The sequence below is a fragment of the Pseudomonas sp. 7P_10.2_Bac1 genome (assembly GCF_025465935.1).
Classification (GTDB): Bacteria; Pseudomonadota; Gammaproteobacteria; order Pseudomonadales; family Pseudomonadaceae; genus Aquipseudomonas.
In genome coordinates this window covers 157712-176977 of record NZ_JANLNV010000058.1, presented here as the reverse complement: position 1 = coordinate 176977, position 19266 = coordinate 157712, and the positions used below count along the sequence as shown (strand labels likewise).

Genomic DNA, 19266 nt, shown 5'->3' with positions numbered 1-19266 from the left:
CCCTACACGTGGTGTGCAGCAGGTTAGAGCTTGATCAGCACCGACTTCAGTTCGGTGTAATGCTCAATTGCCGCATGACCCATCTCGCGCCCCACGCCGGACATTTTGTAGCCGCCAAACGGCAATGCCGGGTCCAGGGCACTGTGGCAGTTGACCCACACCGAACCGGACTTGATGCGCGGGATCATCCGGTGCACCGCGCCCAGGTCGTTTGACCAGATGCTCGCACCCAGCCCGTAGGGGCTGTCGTTGGCCATGCGCAGGGCATCGGCCTCGTCGTCAAATGGAATCGCCACCAGCACCGGCCCGAAGATTTCTTCCTGAACTAGCGAGTGTTGTTGATCAACGTCGACAATCACCGTCGGTTTGACAAAATACCCCGGGCCAAATTGCTCACCACCGCAGGCAATGGTCGCACCGCTTTCGCGGCCCATTTCGATGTAATGCGCCACGCGCTCCTGCTGGCGAGCGGAAATCAGCGGGCCCATGTCCACGCTTGAATCCAGGCCATTGCCCAGTTTCATGGCGTTAGCGATATCCGCAATGTCGGCGACCACATTGTCGAAATGCTTGCGCTGCACATACAGGCGCGATCCGGCGCAGCAGACCTGGCCCTGATTAAAAAAGATCGCGCTGGCCGCCCCGGCTGCGGCAGTTTTGAGGTCGGCGTCGGCCATGACGATGGTCGGTGACTTGCCGCCCAGTTCCAGAGTCACGCGGGTCATGGAGTCCATGGCGATCTTGCCGATCTGCTTGCCCACGGCGGTGGAGCCGGTGAAGGTGAGTTTGTCGACCAGCCGATTGTGGGTCAGCGCAGAGCCTGCAGTGATGCCGGTGCCGGTCACGACGTTGAGCACGCCTTCTGGATACCCGGCTTCCAGCACCAGTTCGGCCAACTTGAGGGCGCTCAACGGGGTTTCATCGGCAGGCTTGAGCACCACGGTGCAGCCGGTAGCCAATGCCGGCCCGAGTTTCCAGCAGGCCAGCAGCAGCGGGAAGTTCCAGGCCACGATGGCACCGACAACGCCCACGGCTTCGCGGCGAATAAAACTATGGAATTGATCGTTGGGCATCAGCGGTAACGACACGTCGACACTTGAACCCTCGATCTTGGTCGCCCAACCCGCCATGTAGCGCAGGAAGTCGATGGACAGTTGCACGTCCATGGCCTGGGCCACGGCGGCACTTTTGCCGTTGTTCAAGCACTCCAGTTGCGCGAGCAGTTGGGCATCGCGCTCCATCAGGTCGGCCAGTTTCCACAGCAGATTTTGCCGCTCCCGCGGGCGGGTACGGCTCCACGCAGAATCATCGAATGTCTGGCGGGCAGCGAGGACCGCGCGGTCGACATCATCCGGCGTGGCTTTGGGCACCACGCACAATACGTCGCCGGTGGCCGGGTTATGCAGGGCCATGGTCTGGCCATCGGCAGCCTCGACCCAGGTGCCGCCGATGAGCATGCGCGGGGCACGTTGGAGAAAAGCCGTGGTGGCGGGTAGCAGAGCAGCAAGCGACATGATCAAACCTCGTCTTATTAGTGTGACGAGGGCTTCGCAACGGTTGTGCCAGCTTGCTGTGGCCCCGTGTTTAAAGGGACATGGACGACTGTTAATGAGCAAAGAGGGGGGTGAATGTCGCAATCTGCGACGAATTTGAGACGGTTTTCGCAGGCAGGGTGTGCAGAGGCGTCGTCTCAGAGTGCAACAGCTGTCGCGTTATTAAACGCTCCGCGGCTCGAAATACCCGCGCTCAAAAACCATTTTTGGCCGTATCTGGCTGATTTAAAAGGTTTTAACTAAGCTGGCACGCTCCGTGTATTACTCGCTATAGACGTTTCTCTAGCCTGTGTCAGTGGCCCGCCAGTGATGCCAGAAACCATCAAAACGATAGCGACAACAATAAGAAAGCACCGTGCGAGGTTCGACGTTGATGAACAGAAAACTCCGATCAGGCCTGAACGCCAGCCTGTTGTCCCTGGCGGCTTGCGTCGCGTTGCATGCGCCGGAAGTTATGGCTGCCCGCGACGCCCAGAGCATCCTTCAGCAAAACTGTATGGGCTGCCATATCCCGGAAGCCAACAATGGTCTGAGCCGCATCAGTCACCAGCGCAAAACCCCGGAAGGCTGGCTGATGAGTATTGCCCGGATGCAGACCATGCATGGTTTGCAGATCAGCGATGAAGACCGTCGCACCCTGGTCAAGTACCTGGCCGATACCCAGGGGCTGGCGCCTAGCGAAACCGACGGCGTGCGTTATGCCCTGGAGCGGCGTTTGAACACGGTCGAACATTTCGACGAAGACACCACGCAAATGTGCAGCCGCTGCCACTCGGGCGCGCGGATTGCCCTGCAACGTCGCCCGGCTCAGGAATGGGAGCGGCTGGTGAACTTCCATCTTGGCCAATGGCCGTCGCTGGAGTATCAGGCGTTGTCACGCGATCGTGACTGGTTTGATCTGGCCCGCAATAAAATGGTGCCACTGCTGGCCGAACGCTATCCGCTGGACAATCCCGCCTGGCAACAATGGCTGAAGACTGCACCCAAGAGTGAGGCACTGGCAGGCGAGTGGAGTTTTAGCGGGCACCTACCGGGCAAAGGTGAGGTGTCCGGTGTGATGAGTGTGGTCGCTGACGGTCACGACACCTTCAAGGTCACGGTAAAAGGTCAGTACGCTGACGGTGCACCCTTCAACGGCAGCGGCAGTGCGTTGCTGTACAGCGGCTATGAGTGGCGCGGCAACGTCAATATCGACGGTGTGAACATGCACCAGGTGTTTGCGGCCAAGGACAACATTCTGCAAGGGCGCATGTTTGAAGCGGATCATGACGAACGCGGACTGGACTTTATCGCGGCCAAAGAGGGCAGCCAGCGCCTGCTCGCGGTGCAACCGAGCTACGTAAAAACCGGCAGCGAAAGCGAAATCACCCTGATCGGCAGTGGGCTGAGCGGGACCCCGGACCTGGGGCAGGGCGTACAGGTACTTGATGTACTGGAACAGAGCCCATCGCGTATCAAGCTGATGGTCAAGGCCGCCGGCGATGCCCAACCGGGCCTGCGTGAAGTCACTGTGGGCGCACTCAAGGGGCCAGCCCTGGCGGTGTACAACCAGATCTCTGAGGTCAAGGTGGTGCCCGAGTTCTCGGTGGCACGTATTGGCGGTGGCGGCGGATCAACGCCCAAGGTCCAAGGCCGCTTTGATGCCGAAGCCTGGGGTAAAGGGCTGGATGGCAAGCCGTACCGTATCGGGATCGTGCCCGCGCAATGGCATGTGGAGCCCTTCAACGAGCAGGCCCGCGAAGACGAGGACGTCAAGTTCGCCGGCATCATGAAGGCCGACACCGGCGTGTTCACGCCGGGCGATGCAGGCCCCAACCCGGCGCGAAAAATGTCTACCAACAACGCCGGTAACCTCAAAGTGATTGCGGCCGTGGATGACGCCGGCAACGCGCTCAAGGGCGAGGGCCACATGATCGTGACCGTGCAACGCTGGAATAACCCCCCCATTCCTTAAGCACGCGCAAGCACAGCACGTACTGGCTACAGACACTTTTCGGAATGATCGCAAGCCCGGTTGTCGGGGCTTGCACTGGAGGTTTGGCATGGGCGCAATCTTGAATCTGGTCGAACGCAACTTGCACGAAGTGCACGTGGATGCCGACCGCATGCTGTTTCACATCCCCAGCTCATCGTTGTTTGCCAGCGATGAACTGACCGGCACCATCATCGATACCCTGCGCGGCCCCGGTTGCTCATCGGATGACCTGATCCAGCGCTTGGCCGCACGCTTTAACGGTGATGAGGTCACCGAGACCCTGCGCGAGCTGATGTCCCTGGAGCTGGTGAGCGATGGCTCGCCGCTGACCCCGGACATCGCCGCCAAGCGGGTCGAGCGCACCGCAATCAACACCGTGGTGCTCAACGTCAACACCGGTTGTAACTTGAGTTGTACCTACTGCTACAAGGAAGACCTGGACAAGCCGTCCGCGGGCAAAAAGATGGACATCGACACCGCCGTGGCGTCGGTTGAAATGCTATTGCGCGAGTCCCCGGACGAAGAGCGTTTTACCGTGGTGTTCTTTGGTGGCGAACCTTTGAGCAACCGCAAATTGATCGAGCACATGGTCGATTATTGCGAGAAGCGCTTTGCCGAGGCGGGCAAGTCGGTGGAGTTCGTGATGACCACCAATGCCACGCTGCTGACCGAAGACACGGTGGACTACCTCAACGCCCACCGCTTCGGCTTGTCCGTGAGCATTGATGGGCCAAAAACCGTGCACGACCGCAACCGTATCACCGTGGGCGGGCAGGGCACCTATGACGTGGTTCGGCGCAAGGCCCAAATGCTGTTGTCGCGCTACAACAGCCGCCCTGTGGGCGCCAGGGTAACCTTGACCACCGGTGTCACCGATGTCGAAACCATCTGGGATCACCTGTTCAACGAGCTGAAATTTGCCGAAGTCGGTTTTGCCCCAGTGACTTCCGGCGACATCAGCAGCTTCAACCTGAGCAACGACGAACTGATTGAAGTATTCGCCAGCATGAAGCGCCTGGGGCGGCGTTATCTAGCCGCCGCACTGGAGCATCGCAACATAGGTTTTTCCAACCTGCACCAGTTGATCACCGACATCCATGAGGGCCACAAAAAAGCCCTGCCATGCGGTGCGGGCCTGAAAATGCTGGCCGTCGACTACAAGGGCGAACTCAACTTGTGCCACCGCTTTACCGGCTCGACCTTACCGACCTTTGGCAATGTGCACAGTGCGGTGAAACAAGTGGAGCTCAACGACTTCCTGTCGCAACGCCTGGACCGGACTAATACGGGCTGTGAAGACTGCCAGATCCGCAACCTATGCTCCGGCGGCTGTTACCACGAGAGTTACGCCCGCTATGGTGATGCGACGCACCCTACTTATCACTACTGCGAACTGATGCGTGACTGGGTCGACTTCGGTATCGAGGTGTACACCCGGATCATGGCCCAAAACCCTGCGTTCATCAGCAGTTACATCACTTCGCGCAAGGCTCACTGATATGAAACATCTCAAGGCAATCAATAATAAAGCGTTGAAACTGGATGAGGCTGCGGCTGAAAACCGCATCGAAGAAGTGGTGGCGATGAACTCGGTAGCAGGGTGCACCTCGACCACCGACCCGGGCTGGGAAATTGATGCGTTTGGCGGCGTCTCGTCGTTGTGCCAGCCCATGGAGTCTGATCTGTACGGCTGCTCAGACCCATGCTGGTGGCCAGCCCAGGTGCCCGACATGATGAGCACCTACCCGGACTGGAACAAGGACGCCCAGGCATCCAATGACAACTGGCGCAACCTTGGGACTGTCTTTCCAAAAGACAAATGACCTGCCTGGGCAAAAAATAAGAAGGATTCCAGCATGCCAAGCATCAAAACCTGCGGCCAGGCCGCGCTTGCCGTACTCAGCGCCTTTTCGCTGACCGTGTTGGCCGATGACAATCGCGCCTTGCAAACCGGCCATGAGTACATGGTGCTCACCAACTACCCGAACAACCTGCACGTGGTGGATGCGGCCACCGATACGCTGTTTAAAACCTGCAAGATGCCGGACGCATTCGGCCCGGGGTCGGTGCAAATCTCCCCGGACCACACTGTGGCCTATGTGCTCAACAACCATTACGCCGATGTTTATGGCGTTGAGCTGGACACCTGCAAGCAGGTGTTCCACGCCAGCATTTCGCAAAAGCCGGGAGAGAAGGCGCGCTCGATGTTCAGCTTCACCCTCAGCCCCGACGGCAAGGAGCTGTACACCGTTGCCAACCCGACGCTGATGCTCAACGACCACTACGAAGTGCAACCGCCCCGGCTTGATGTGTACGCCACCGATGCCGGACTGGATGCCAAGCCGATACGCAGCTTCCCGGCCCCACGGCAGCTAACCATTATGCAAGCGGGCGACGATGGCACGTTGTACATCGCAGGAGCCGACATCTACAAGGTCAACCCGCAGACCGGCACATTCGACGTGCTGATCCCGGCCCGACACTGGAAACGCCCTGACCACGGTGCACCGGACGTGTTGTACTTCTGGAACCACCAGAGCTATCTGCATGACTTTTCACTGCTCTACACCGCAGCCAAGTTCAAAGACGAGAAGCATGACCCGGACACAGCCGACTACGTGTACGGGCAGTTCAGTGTCGACTTGAAAACCGGGAAGCCTTCCACCACCGACTTCGGGCCGCTCACCCAGATCTACTTCAGTGGCATGCGCTCGCCGAAAGACCCGAACCTGATGTTTGGCGTGCTGAACAACCTGTCCAAGTACGACATCAAGCAGCAAAAACTCTTGCAGTCGGCGCCCCTGGATCATTCCTACTACTGCATAGCGTTCAACAAGGACGGCAGCAAAATCTACCTGGCCGGGACTTATAACGATGTGGCGGTATTTGACGCCGACAGCATGAAAAAAGTGGCCAATATCCAGTTGCCGGGTGGCGATATGGCAATTACAACCTCCCAGCTGTTTGTGCGTTAACGCCATCCTCAAAGCAATTGTGGGAGTCGGCTTGCTGGCGATGCGGACCAATACGATCTGCCGGTGACAGCGTGTTGGTTTAATCGCGAGCACGCCGAACTGGTCTGATGATTCTGGACACTTCAACCGGGCGCTATGACTGCGTCCAAACCTGAGGTGTCCGGACAGGTTCAAATCTTATTCGCAGCGGACAAGGGGGCAACCGTGCTAGCACCGCACGTACTACCGAATTCGATGTCTGAACAAACAGATACTTTGCTGCAGGTGAATAACTCAAGAACAAGTCCAGGTCAAAAGTTAATTTACAGACGCCTTTGCTCTGGAAATTAAAGATGCTTGTTGGAGGTGCAGTTCAATAACTCATCTTTCAGATAGAAACAATGCAGTGCGCCATTAAAGCTGGCTAAATCCGGTCCTTGGGTCGTTCGATGTCCCTGCAAGCGCTCATGCCCCACCCATTCATCAGCAAACAAGAATGAGACACTCAGTTCGCCAGTCCCTTGTCCCACATAGGCGCAATACAATCTATCGTTATGAATACACAGTGAAGGCGAACCGTCTGCCGTCATCGACGTTCGTCTATGTTGTGACCATCCACCGGCTTCATAGGTCATGTACCAGATCGAATTGTCATTGTAACCATGAAACACGCAATACAACTTGTCGTTGTACACGGCCAGACTCGGCGCATAAGCCATAAGGGGACCTTTAATGAGGATATGATCGTGCCAACCATTGACGTCAAACACCTTGTACCAGATTTGACCATTCTCAGCGCCTTGAAACACCATGAAAAGCGAGTCTTTATAAACAGCGATGGCGGGGCGGTCAGCTGCTACAACGCCCAGTTCGGGCATCCGCTCATAATCGTCTTTGCCATACACTTGAACGCCTTTGATCTGTCGCTGATTGTTTAGGTAAAAGCAGTACAAGATATTTTGGTAAGCAATCGCTGAAAAACGGGTCTTCGGTTCGATGACCACGTTCCTTAACAGTCGTGTGTGCTTTTCCTGAATAGACGTTCCATTGCAGAACACCACATCATGGTTGATCACAGGCCCCACTCTTTTGAAGTGTTGCAGCACTTGTATCTGCCCCTTGTTGACAACTGCGCAAGGTCCCAAATCATATTTATAAGGGCCAGTTGTTGGTGCAGACCATTGACCGTTCATGTTAATGGAGCGGGGAGAGTTGATAGGGGGTTGCTTGTTTTCTTCCGATTCAGCAAAAGTTTCGCGGGTCATCACTAATATCCTTATTGTTAAGTGCAAGTCACTTTGCACTTAACAACCTTAGTGTGCGGTCTATTAAATTTCCAGCTGTCGCAATGTTCGGTATAACTTTGCGCGCTTGCGCTGTGATCATTATTAATTATTGGTACTAGGCAATATTTGGTATGCACGTAAAATATTGTTACCAATACCGCCCGGTACAGGCCAATGCAATAAAGGATGCGAAGATCGCTGTTGAGCATCAGGCGATCAGTCACTCGCGAAGGCCCGTTTTCATACCGCTTCGCCATTGCGGCCTTCTGGCGTTAATGGCGGCGGATTCCAGGGGCTGCTTCGGATGTTTTCGAGCGAAGATCAGGCAAGTTGAAAGCAGGCAGGAATGCAGAATTTACGGGGTGTAAATGAGCATTCCGAGCCTGCTTTCAACGCCGCATAATCGGTTACAGGTAAATTTTTACAGGCCTTGCGGAGCCGATGTTTCAAGGCGTTAGTACAAAACCTAGTTACTGATGCCTTCGCAAAACCTGCGAATCGCCTCACCCGCCGCATACAGTGAGGCGTCATCCAGGGCGTAGGCAATCCGGATATACGGCGCCAGGCCAAAGGCGCTGCCCGGTACCACGGCCACATTGGCTTCGTCGAGCAAGGCGTGAGCAACGTCTTCGTCGGTGTGCAGCGCGCGGCCTCCAGCAGAGGTTCGACCTAACAGGCCTGCGCAGTTGGCGAACACATAAAAGGCACCCGCCGGTGCGTCACACTTCAGGCCCTCAATGGTGTTCAATTGCTCGACCAGATTGTCCCGACGGCGCTGGAACGCTGCGCGGCTGTCTGCAATGAAATCCTTCGGCCCTTCCAGTGCCGCCAGCGCTGCCTGTTGCGACACAGAACACGCCCCGGACGTCTGCTGGCCTTGCAGTTTTTCCATGGCGTCGAGTAGCCAGCGAGGCCCGGTGGCAAAGCCGATGCGCCACCCGGTCATGGCATACGCCTTGGACACGCCGTTCATGGTCAGGGTCCGGGAGGCCAGGCGGGGTTCAACCTGAGCCAGGGTGAAGAACGGCTGATCATCAAAAATCAGGTGCTCATAGATGTCGTCCGCCAGGATCAGCACATGCGGGTTGTCCAGCAGCACCTGTGCCAGCGCCTGCATTTCCTCGCGGCTGTACACCGCGCCAGTCGGGTTGGACGGCGAATTGAGAATCAGCCAACGGGTTTTAGGGGTGATCGCGTTGCTCAGCAAGGCCGGTGTCAATTTAAACCCGGCATCGGCGTCGCACGTCACAATCCGGGCTTCGCCGCCGCACAGCTGAACCATCTCCGGGTAACTGACCCAGTAGGGCGCCGGAACGATGACTTCGTCACCTTCGTTCAAGGTGGCGGCAAGGGCGTTGTAAATCACTTGCTTGCCACCGCTGCACACCAAGGTGTCTGTCCAGGTCACAGGTAAGTCGTTCTCACGCTGGAACTTGGTTGCGACGGCTTCGCGCAATGAACGCACGCCCGCGACTTGGGTGTAACGAGTATGGCCAGCCTCAATGGCTTGGATGGCTGCCGAGCGCACGTGTTGGGGAGTGTCGAAGTCCGGCTCGCCCGCGCACAGGGAAATGATCTTGGCACCTTGCGCCCGGCGTTCTGCCACGCGGTCCATGATGCGGTAGGTAGCAGAGGGCTGGGCGCTGGCCAGGCGTTGGTTCAGGCGTTGGATGTCTGTACTGAAGTTCATCAGCGCTTACTCTGCAAATGATGGTAGCCCAGCGCCTCACGGGCGTCTTTCAAGGATTTGCCTTGGGCGATCTGCTGACGGATCTGGGCTTCTACCGACTCAATCTGACGAGCACAGGCGGCGACTTCTGCTGCGCGATCACGTGGCACGATCACCACGCCGTTGGCATCAGCCACGACGATGTCGCGGGCGCACACTCGAGCGCTGCCGATGGACACGGGTTGATTCACCGATTGCACCTGCACACGGTCTTTGCCGGTGCGCATGAAGCGGCCTTTGCTGAACACGGGGTAACCGTCATTCAACGCTTTACTGACATCCCGGCACACGCCGTCGATGACGGTGGCGGCAATCTCACGGCTGCCCGCGTACTGGGTCATGATGTCGCCCCATACTGTGCAGTCGGTACGCCCACCGTTATCAATGACCACGACATCGCCCGGGGCAACATCATCAATAAAATCGCCGACCGTACCGGGTGGTGTGCTGGCCGATACGTACTGCACTGTGAATGCTGGCCCGACCACGACCGTGCTGTAGTCGGCCAAGGGGGCGATATTCAGGCATTGACCTGGCAAGCCGAGTTTATCCAGCGCATCAGACACACCCGGTGTATCCAGGCCCTCGAACAAGGCAACCAATTGCTGATCATTCATTGTGCGTGCTCCGTCTGGATGGCATCGAATTGCGTGTCATGCATCACCTCGGCCACTGAGCGGCCAGAGCGCACGGCCTCGACCATGGCGTTTTGACGGTGATTAATGCGCTCACCGAGCGCCAGAACCTGCTCAATGGAGGCCTGAGAGACAAAGACCGTGCCGCAGTTATCGGCAATCACGTAATCGTCCTCACTAACCTGAACGCCCGCAACATTGATGGTCACTGCCGAATCAATCTGGACCACCCGGTTACGCGCGCTGATCATGGTCACGCCACGACCAAACACTGGGTAGCCGATGGATGAACTGCCGTCGATGTCACGGCTGCAACCGTCGATGACGGTGCCGCGAATGCCCTTGCTAAGCGCGGCGTTGGCCAGGATGTCGCCCCAGCATGAGATACCTTCGAGGCCGCCGGCAATCACCAGAATCCGGTCGTTACTTTGGACTTGCTCAACCACCGGCGTAATCAGGTGCACAGTTGGTCGTTTATCGGTTTTGGGACCGAGCAATACAGTACTGGCGCGACCGACGATTTTCGGGCAGTTCCACAAGGGCCTCAAGCCGGTGGTTGCGCCCTTCAGACCAAGGAAGTCAAGTGCGTCAGACACCGTATTGGTATCCAGCGCGGCCAAACGGTCGAGCAATGAAAGCTGCTGCATGGGTTTGCCCCTGTGTGATGGAGGCGCCCAGTGTCGATGACTCAGTTTGATAGGTATATTACGATTCAAATAAGCCTTTTATACGCCAAACCTATGGAAATCTCATGATCAATTTCCGTCTGATCCGTCACCTCTGGTTGTTCCTGGCGGTGGCCGAAGAGCAAAATTTTGGTCGCGCGGCCAAACGTCTGGGCATGTCGCAACCGCCCTTGAGCGAGCAGATTCAAGTGCTTGAGCAAGCGCTCAAGGTCAAGTTGTTCGAGCGTTCCCGGCGCGGCGCAAAATTGACCCCGGTGGGCGCGGCGATCCTCCCGGCCGTGCGCAAATTCGCTGAACAGTTGGAGCGGCTCGAACTGGCCGTTGAAGAAGCCGTGGCGGGGCAGTCCGGGGTGTTGACCATCGGTGCTATATCCACGGCGATGTTCGATGTGCTGCCCGGGTTGATCGAACACCTTAAAACCGATTACCCGCACCTGACGGTTTCGGTTCGGGAAATTGACAGCGTCGAGGCCATTCCGGCACTGGAATCCTCGGACATTGATCTGGCCTTTGCCCGGCTGGACGGTGATCTGGGGCTCTCGATCAAGTCCTTGCCGTTGCTCGAGGATCGGTTGGTGGTGGCCATGGCCGCGGATCACCCGCTGGCCTCGCGCTCGCGCATAAGCCTGTCGAGCCTGGCCAATGAACCGCTGGTGATGTTTGCACGCAAGGTCAGCCCGGTGTATTTCGACAACCTGATCGCCACCTGCAAGGCCAGCGGATTCTCGCCACGGGTGTTGCATGAGGTCCGCTCGGTGGCCTCGCAGATTGCCTTTGTCAGTTATGGACAGGGGATAGCGCTGGTACCGGCGTCGATGAAAAAAATGGCCCCCGCCAATGTGGTTTTTCGCCCACTGAGCCAGAGGCTCAATGTGGTGACCACTGCGGTGGCCTGGAACGCTGAACGTCCCAACCCGCTGATCGACGAAATCATTGCCTGGTTTAGGGATAGACCTTGAGGCCAATTCTGGGGGTTGGATAGGTTTGGCCTATCATCGCCTAACTCAATAAGGAATTTACACGCAGGCAAATTGACCAGACATTGGCGCATTCTTTTTGCTGTAGAGGTTTACGTGCCAGCCGTTGCCAATTTTACCCATAGCCTGTTGCCTATTTGCGTTGAAGGCGTGTCATTGAAAGTCGCCAGCCTCCACCGTGAGGGCACTTTAGCCCCGATTGTGTTTCTGCATGGTTTTGGCTCAACAAAAGAGGACTATGCCGACATCACGTTGCAGACGCAGTTCGATGGTCATCCGTTTCTGGCTTTCGATGCACCCGGTTGTGGTGAAACCCTGTGCGATGACCTGTCGGGCATCAGTATCCCTTTTTTACTGAAGACCGCACTCCAGGTGCTGGACCATTTCGGTATCGAGCGCTTCCATGCGGTGGGGCATTCCATGGGCGGACTGACCGCGCTGTTATTGGCCCATCAATGCCCTGATCGGGTGCTGAGCTTTGTCAATATCGAGGGCAATATTGCCCCCGAAGACTGCTTCCTCAGCCGGCAGATCTTTGATTTCCCGGACACGGACCCCGAGGCTTTTTTCAACGCATTTATCGAGCGCACCCGGCATGCCCCAGCGTACGCCAGTGCCCTCTATTCGGCCAGTTTGCGTCACAAGGTCCGGGCCGGGGCGGTGCGAGCAATCTTTGAATCGATTGTGGACCTGTCCGATAACGCTGGCCTGATGGACACGTTCCTGGGGCTCAATTGCCCGCGAATGTTCATGTATGGCGAACAGAACGCCGCCTTGTCATATTTATCGTTTATTCAGGCTGAAGGCGTCGAGCTGGCGCAGATCCCTGCCTGCGGACACTTCCCTATGTATTCCAATCCGCAAGCCATGTGGCGCTTCATGAGTGACTTCTACGGCCACTGAGTTCACGGCGGCCATGGTGGGGCTCAGTTAATGCAGGCAATGCCCGCGACGCACCCTTCGGTCGGCGCGGACATTGACGATGCAGGGGTTAAATTACGGCCGGTAAATGAATCCGGTCGGCAGATCAGTTGACGGCGTGCTTTGCACGCCTCCCAAGAGCATGAATAACTTGCCCTCCGCTTTTGCCGTGGTCATAGCCAGTGACAGCGGCGACAGCGGATTGCGCTTAATTAATTCATCGACAGATTCCGACAGGCTTTTAACCAATGGAATATTTGATGAACGTAGTTGGTGCAACTGCATGTAATTCATGGTTTGTGAGGCGCGTCTGCGAAAGACCAACTCGATCCCTCCCGCTATTTCGGGATAGATTTCGTAGCCGAGTCGTTGCAACAGTTGACGCATCATCTTGTTCAGGCCATCAGGCTCTTTGAGCAGCAGGCGCTCGCTCGCCGACAGGTTCAAATCCAGACGGTCAAACAAGCTGTTGCGCGTATATTGCCCCACCCTGTACAGGGTATCGCTGAGCCTTGGCCCTTGCGCCAACAAGGCAATCGGATCGCCTAGCAGAATGCTGGCCGGTTTGGCTTTGCCTTCCCGCCAGCCATGCAGCGTGTTGTTTATGTTGAGCATGCGCGTGTGTGTCAGGGAGCGGCTGGACGTATCGGCGTAGGTGTACAAACGCTTGGCCAGCGCTCTCTTGGAGTTGGTTTTCAAGGCCGGCAGGATGGAGCCTACGAAATGGCTGAGAGGCATATGGAAAAAGGGGCTGTGCAGGTGCCATCCCTGATTGCTGAACTGGGCCAGTCGTGGTTGCAGGTATTTGTTCTCCTGAAGCAGTAACCCAAGCTGTTCATAGCTATCGCACGGCTTGTCCGGGTACTTGATAAAGACCCGGTTGCCTTGAGTCAGTTGGCCTTGAGGCAAGATTTCGTAATACAACTGGTCTATCTCAATGACGCGGTAGGTGCCCTGAGGTCCGGTCACCTTGAAGATAGGCGGTGTGATGCTCTCTGTGCTTAATTGCGCTGCATCATACGTTTTGCCCCAATGTTTCCAGCTCCCTTCATTCAGCGGTTCAACCACAGCTATGGTGGTTGAGATAACAGGCTGGCGGGTGCTGGGGCCCGGCTGCTCTTCGGGCGCCGCAGGGGCCTTGCGTTTATTGCTCAGCCTGCTGGCGACCGAACTCGGCACCACTTGATCCAGATCTGGCCCTGGACCTGACCGGAAGTACGGGTTGGACCAAAGGGGGAACTCTTTGTGCTTGACCAGGTATTCAGCCAGGTTCAACTCGAAGGATTGTTGATTGACCTCCGGGAAATCAAACTTATCCAACAGCTTTCTGGCTTCCTCCAAGCTGAAATTTTGAAAAGCAACACGTATACGAAAGGGCGCAAGTGTCGACTTGACGCCACCCCGCAGGCCCAGGTCAAGGGCACCGATTCGCCATAGACCTGTGCTGTCCCTGGAAATGGGCGAGTGGTACCAGGCCTGCGGATTGCGCATGTCCAGAACCCGCCACACGCGTTTGACCGAATCAAATTTGACTTGATACCAGTGGTTTTCCTGCTGAATAAAGTACAGCGATGAACCCGGGCCCTTGGCGGCCTTTTCATAAATACCGGCATAAATGCCATCTGTGCGCAGTGTCAGCTCTGGCAGATCTTGCTTGTAGCTCAGTTTGGTATCTAGCGCCGATACCGCCGGCTTGGTGACTTTTGCGCCTCTGGCAATCGCCACGCCGATATCCACCCCGGCGTCTACCCAATGCGCAACCATGCCGACCATGTGCCCCAACGCTTCGCGCTGACTATCACGTTTCAGGGCATCAGCGAAGTTCCAGAGCGACAACAGACTGCGACCCAGTGCTATGGGTGCGGTGACCTTCAAAGGCAACACCGCGGTCACGGTGTCGACCGTGGTTTCAATACTGTTCCACACGGTCAGATGATTGATTTCAGAAGTGGACGTAATGAGCGCGTCGGCATTGGCAATGGCATGGCGAGCCTCGGCCAGGCAAGCCTGCTCGATCACGTTGCCCGGAATCAGTGATAGCCGCACATCAGGCGCACGCGTTCCATCGTTGAGCAACGAGCGAACGCGTTCCTTGTCGCCCTGGCCGACCCGGTTGACGAAGTATTCTTTAAACGACACCTCGTTGATAAACCGCCGGGCCATATGCCCACGGTTTTCGAACTCGCGAAAGCGCTTGCCGTCTGGGGCTTCTGGGGTATAGACCACCAGCGACGAGATAGGGTAATGAACCGCTGGGGCGAGGATATCCAGCTCCAGTGGCGAGCCTGTGGCGTTTGGCACCGCCGGGGTCCCTATGACCAGTACCCCGCGTACCGTGGCCTGGCTGATCAGCAGTTGGAAAACGCTGAGGGCGTGTCCTTCGACCCTGGCGGGTTTGGACGGGTCCTCGGCCTCGTTGAGCACAGCTTCAACCCAGCGATAGCCACGGTCCAGGCGATCCGGGGAATAATCACTGGAGATCTTGGCTTCCAGCGCATCGACACGCATTTGCGCGATCATTTGTTGGATGGCAGTTTCACGGCGCGCGCTGGCTTTGGGGGAGTCGATAAGGCTGTCTTGAAGAAAAGCCTCGTAGTTATCGCCGATATTGACGGCGCGGATAATCTGTTTGACTTGGTCGGCGTTGAGCGGTGCCAGGGCCGGTTCAGTGCCGGTACGCGTGCTGACCCGTGCGGTGAGGGCGTAGTCGATATCAAATTTGCTGACATTCTCCAGTGCCAGTTCAGACATGCTGCGCGTGGTGCTGATCAATCTGACCGGTGGGCCTGTGCGCGAAAGGCTGTTGACGGCGGTATAGGACGACGGTGCCCACGGGGTAATCGGAATGATCGGCCCCGCGCCGCGCTCGCCGGCAGACACGGTAATGAGAATGTTGTCTGGATCGACCTCCAGCCCATACTCCAGTTGCATATGTCGCTTGAGCTGTTCACGGGCGTAACGCAACACAAACGTCCGGTCACCAAATTGATAAGGCGCAGGCTCGCCGTCCTGATTGGCAATAAGGCTGAGGGCTCGGTATTGCTCAGAAGCGTTGAGCCAGGCCTCGCGGTCTTCGCTGCTGGCCTTCTGAAGCCAGTCGCGGGTTTTCTTCGCGATGTGCTTGTAGGCGCGCGCGCTGATAGCGTTGGCCTGTTTGAAGCGCCGAACATAATCGAGGGTGTGTCGCAGGTCTTCTGTGAACACGGCTGAGGGCACTTTCGCACAACGCAGCACGGTGTAGATCATGTCCTGCTGACGCTGGTTGTCATGCGCGGTGAACACATGCTCCAGGAATGATTCCTGGATTTCCGTGAACACCAGTTCGAGCGGCGATTGTGGCCCGCGCGGCCATTTCTGGACGCGCTCCAGATCTTCTGTCGAGAGCAGTTCGAGCAGTGACTCGAACTCGATGATGCCCTGCCAGCGTCGCTCGATTTCGCTGTTCAAGGCCTGCAAGGAGTCAAAGCCCACCAGGCCACCTGAGGGTGTATACAGCACTACTCGGCCGGCACTGGCGCTGCTGCTGATCTGCACCGTGGAGGTTTTTAGTGGAATCGTAAACGCACCAAATTGATCACTACTCCCACTGCCATCTTGTTCCGTGATGACCAAAGCACCTGCGAAAGGGATGGGTTGCGCCTGCTCCTTGGCTTTGAGCGCCATAGCGTAGACCGCAGGCCGTGAATGGGTGGGCAATGCGCCACGGGCGGTCAGGGTCGTGTAGCGCAGCACCTGATCGACCATCAAGACGTGTTCGGCAGGCAAAGTGCTGTCATTGGTCAGCAGTCGCGCCTCGGCGCGCAAGACTTTACTCAATTTGTCCAATAACCAGGCTTTTCGGGACTGTGTCCCGGTCAATGGGCCTTGTTCTTGCCAGTACTCGACATTCTGTTGGATGACATGGGTTTTCAGATTGACGAGCATGTCTTCGGCAAACACCTGGAAGCGCGCAACATCCAGTGCAATCGCAGCGGGGCTAGCTGGCATTGAGACGCTCAGGTTTTTTTTGGGGTAAAAGGGGAAGTAGATCCCTGTGCGCAAGCTGTCGAGTACGGTGTCCATCACTGTCAAAGGTTGTACCGCGTCGAGGGTTGCGGGCGCGCTGTCCTTTTTGAGCTCGACCATCACGCGCTCCGGGTCCAGCGCACCTCCCGCCTCAGGAAACGCCCGGTTAAGTTCGTTTTGAAGAACGGATTTAAAGCTAGGTTGATCTTCCAGCAAGCTTTGAATATCGGCATCCAGCCCGATCCATTGCTGCATCTGTTGTTGTTCCGTCACGCTGCTCAGCGCCACCAGTTCGGCGCTCAGGCTGTCCGACAAATGAAAAATATCACTCATAGATTTAACTCACGAAAGCTTATGTGACCCGGGCTGAACGGTGCTGCCAGACAGGCTGCCGGGGGCGATAAAGAGGTGAGCAGTGTGAGCGTGCCGCAAGGTGCGAAAGCGCTAGATATATAGCGCGTCAATGTTTTGCGGGATTCTTTGCGCACGTCAATGACAACGTTAATGGCGCGGCTGCCGGAATGAACGGGGAATCAATCCGGTTGGCTGAAGGTCGAACTGCGTGTGCGTGTGCGTGTGATCAATGAGCGCGCAATCCATCTGTATCGCAAGTTCGGCTTTGACGAGGCAGGGCGCCTGTAGAAGCGCATCAGCGTGCCAGACGGGACACGAGTGGCCTGATTCGCTTCGCACAAGGACTCACGCAGGGGTCTGTCAGCGCAGCCGGACGATCAATCTTGAACAGGAGACAGGATGAACATCCAATTCAATGACAAACGCGCGCTGGTCACAGCGTCAACAGGCGGTATCGGTTTTGCGATTGCCCAGGGCCTGGCTGAGGCGGGTGCTGACATCATTCTCAATGGCCGCAGCATGGAGTCGGTGGCCGACGCTGTTGCCCGGTTGGCAGAAGCGGTACCGGGCACCTCGGTGCAAGGCGTAGCTGCGGACCTGAGCACCGCTGAAGGTGTTTCGACGCTGGTTCGCGAAGCCGGTGCGGTCGACATACTGGTCAACAATGCCGGTATTTATGGCCCAAAGGACTTTTACGACGCTGATGACGAGGTCTGGGACAGCTATTGGCAAACCAACGTGATGTCCGGGGTTCGCTTGAGCCGGGCATTGCTGCCGGCCATGGTCAAGAAAGGTTGGGGCCGCGTGGTGTTCATGTCGTCAGAGTCGGCGCGCAACATCCCGGCTGACATGATTCATTACGGGGTGTCGAAAACGGCGCTTCTGGCGCTGGCGCGGGGGCTGGCCAAGCATGTCGCGGGCAGTGGCGTGACGGTCAACAGTGTGTTGCCGGGGCCGACGCTGTCTGAAGGCGTTGCAAACATGCTGAAAGACGAGGTTGAGCATACGGGTAAAACCCTTGAGTCGGTGGCGACTGCATTTGTTTTACAACATCGGCCCAGCTCGATCATTCAGCGCGCAGCAACGGTAGAAGAAGTCGCCAACATGGTCGTCTATGTGTGTTCGCCTCAAGCGTCTGCGACGACGGGGGCGGCACTGCGGGTAGACGGCGGTGTCGTGGATGACATCGTCTGAAGTAACGCTTTTGATGCGGTCGTTATCCAACCACAGGTGATTCAACGTGGCGGGATAACGACTGAGTTATCCAACCGGGTGACCGTCACTCTTTCACATCCATGAACTCTTTGGCCCAAGCCACGTAGTCTTCTGGCTGGGTGTAGGTGTGTGTCAGTTCGGTAGCACTGAGGTTATCGGTGCTGTTGGTCAGGTGACGCTGTGCACGCAGGCTGTCGTAGGTTGCTTTGATCGAAGCAAAATAGGCGGCATGACCGGCTACCACAATCCGCACGCCCAAGCTGGCCAGGCGTTTACTGTCACTGAGTTTCGGGTTGCCGTAGGTCACCAGCATCAGTGGCACTGTGAGCTTTTCAGAGATTTTTTCGAGCTGTTCGAAATCGTCTACACCAACGATACAGATGCCGTCGGCACCGGCTTTTTCGTAAGCCTGGGTGCGCTTGATCACGTCTTCGGTTGAGAGTACACCGGCGTTAGTGCGCGCGATGATGGACAGTGAAGGGTCGACACGGGCTTCAATGGCCGCCTTGATTTTGCCGATGCCTTCTTCGACAGAAATCAGGTCAGTCGATTTACGGCCAAATTGCGCGGGCAGCAGGGTGTCTTCAATCGTCAGTGCAGCAACGCCGGCACGTTCGAGTTCTTCGACGGTGCGCATCACGTTGAGGGCATTGCCATAGCCGTGGTCGGCATCCGCGATAAAAGGCAGTTGGGCAACGCGGCCGATACGGGTGGCCTGCTCGACGAACTCACTCAAGGTGATAAGGGCAAAGTCGGGGGCTGCCAGGACCTGCAGCGAGGCTACTGAACCCCCCAGGATGCCGACTTCAAAACCCAGGTCGGCAGCGATGCGAGCAGACATCGGGTCAAAAACCGAGGCCGTTTCGAAGCACGCAGGGGTGGCAAGCAATTGGCGGAAGTTATTACGAAGAGCTGTGTGGGACTTTTTGGGCATGATCTTTCCTGTTTCTGGCCATCATCGAAATACGATCTATGC

The 19266-nt window shown here is 57.0% G+C and carries 14 protein-coding genes; 7 read left to right on the top strand and 7 right to left on the bottom strand.

Features of this window, described 5'->3' with window-relative positions:
- Window positions 1-23 precede the first annotated feature (23 nt).
- Window positions 24-1514 carry an aldehyde dehydrogenase family protein gene (locus NTD86_RS10520; RefSeq protein WP_262202137.1) on the bottom strand — a complete coding sequence of 497 codons (1491 nt, stop codon included), beginning with the start codon at window positions 1512-1514 and terminating at the stop codon, window positions 24-26.
- A gap of 412 nt (window positions 1515-1926) precedes the next feature.
- Here NTD86_RS10520 and peaA point away from each other — a divergent pair, with 412 nt between their 5' ends.
- The 4 genes from peaA (at window position 1927) to peaD (ending at window position 6503) form a co-directional block, all read left to right on the top strand.
- Window positions 1927-3507 (top strand): quinohemoprotein amine dehydrogenase subunit alpha, encoded by a 1581-nt coding sequence (gene peaA, locus NTD86_RS10515; RefSeq protein ID WP_262202136.1) that lies wholly within the window; start codon window positions 1927-1929, stop codon window positions 3505-3507.
- Between the two features lie 88 nt (window positions 3508-3595).
- A complete protein-coding gene (gene peaB / locus NTD86_RS10510) occupies window positions 3596-5026 on the top strand; it encodes a quinohemoprotein amine dehydrogenase maturation protein (RefSeq protein WP_262202135.1) in 1431 nt (476 codons plus the stop codon).
- Between the two features lies 1 nt (window position 5027).
- Entirely contained in the window at window positions 5028-5351 is a 324-nt protein-coding gene (gene qhpC / locus NTD86_RS10505) for a quinohemoprotein amine dehydrogenase subunit gamma (RefSeq protein WP_262202134.1), read from the top strand.
- Window positions 5352-5384: 33 nt separating this feature from the next.
- A complete protein-coding gene (peaD, locus tag NTD86_RS10500) occupies window positions 5385-6503 on the top strand; it encodes a quinohemoprotein amine dehydrogenase subunit beta (RefSeq protein ID WP_262202133.1) in 1119 nt (372 codons plus the stop codon).
- A 326-nt stretch (window positions 6504-6829) separates the two neighbouring features.
- Here peaD and NTD86_RS10495 read toward each other — a convergent pair whose 3' ends face one another.
- From NTD86_RS10495 to NTD86_RS10480, 4 genes are all read right to left on the bottom strand, one after another.
- Window positions 6830-7747: a hypothetical protein gene (locus NTD86_RS10495; protein WP_262202132.1), complete on the bottom strand. Its 918-nt coding sequence runs from the start codon at window positions 7745-7747 to the stop codon at window positions 6830-6832.
- 487 nt (window positions 7748-8234) lie between these two features.
- Entirely contained in the window at window positions 8235-9458 is a 1224-nt protein-coding gene (locus NTD86_RS10490; RefSeq protein ID WP_262202131.1) for a pyridoxal phosphate-dependent aminotransferase, read from the bottom strand.
- Complete coding sequence (locus tag NTD86_RS10485) at window positions 9458-10114, bottom strand: RraA family protein (RefSeq protein ID WP_262202130.1); 657 nt, start codon at window positions 10112-10114, stop codon at window positions 9458-9460. The genes NTD86_RS10490 and NTD86_RS10485 overlap by 1 nt, the downstream gene beginning before the upstream one ends.
- Window positions 10111-10779 carry an RraA family protein gene (locus tag NTD86_RS10480; RefSeq protein ID WP_262202128.1) on the bottom strand — a complete coding sequence of 223 codons (669 nt, stop codon included), beginning with the start codon at window positions 10777-10779 and terminating at the stop codon, window positions 10111-10113. Before NTD86_RS10480 ends, NTD86_RS10485 begins: the two co-directional genes overlap by 4 nt.
- A 104-nt stretch (window positions 10780-10883) precedes the next feature.
- Between NTD86_RS10480 and NTD86_RS10475 the strand changes: the two genes are divergently transcribed.
- Both NTD86_RS10475 and NTD86_RS10470 read left to right on the top strand, forming a co-directional pair.
- Window positions 10884-11777, top strand: a complete 894-nt coding sequence (locus NTD86_RS10475; protein ID WP_262202127.1) for a LysR substrate-binding domain-containing protein — start codon at window positions 10884-10886, stop codon at window positions 11775-11777.
- Window positions 11778-11891: 114 nt separating this feature from the next.
- Window positions 11892-12698: an alpha/beta fold hydrolase gene (locus tag NTD86_RS10470; RefSeq protein WP_262202126.1), complete on the top strand. Its 807-nt coding sequence runs from the start codon at window positions 11892-11894 to the stop codon at window positions 12696-12698.
- A gap of 93 nt (window positions 12699-12791) precedes the next feature.
- Here NTD86_RS10470 and NTD86_RS10465 read toward each other — a convergent pair whose 3' ends face one another.
- The gene (locus tag NTD86_RS10465) at window positions 12792-17054 is read right to left on the bottom strand and encodes a dermonecrotic toxin domain-containing protein (protein ID WP_262202125.1); all 4263 of its coding nucleotides are present in this window, start codon (window positions 17052-17054) and stop codon (window positions 12792-12794) included.
- Between the two features lie 420 nt (window positions 17055-17474).
- On the opposite strand from NTD86_RS10465, the gene NTD86_RS10460 reads away from it, so the two are divergent.
- Entirely contained in the window at window positions 17475-18269 is a 795-nt protein-coding gene (locus tag NTD86_RS10460; RefSeq protein WP_262202124.1) for an SDR family NAD(P)-dependent oxidoreductase, read from the top strand.
- An 85-nt stretch (window positions 18270-18354) separates the two neighbouring features.
- Here the strand turns inward: NTD86_RS10460 and NTD86_RS10455 are convergent, their stop codons facing one another.
- Entirely contained in the window at window positions 18355-19224 is an 870-nt protein-coding gene (locus tag NTD86_RS10455) for an oxaloacetate decarboxylase (protein ID WP_262202123.1), read from the bottom strand.
- Window positions 19225-19266 lie beyond the last annotated feature (42 nt).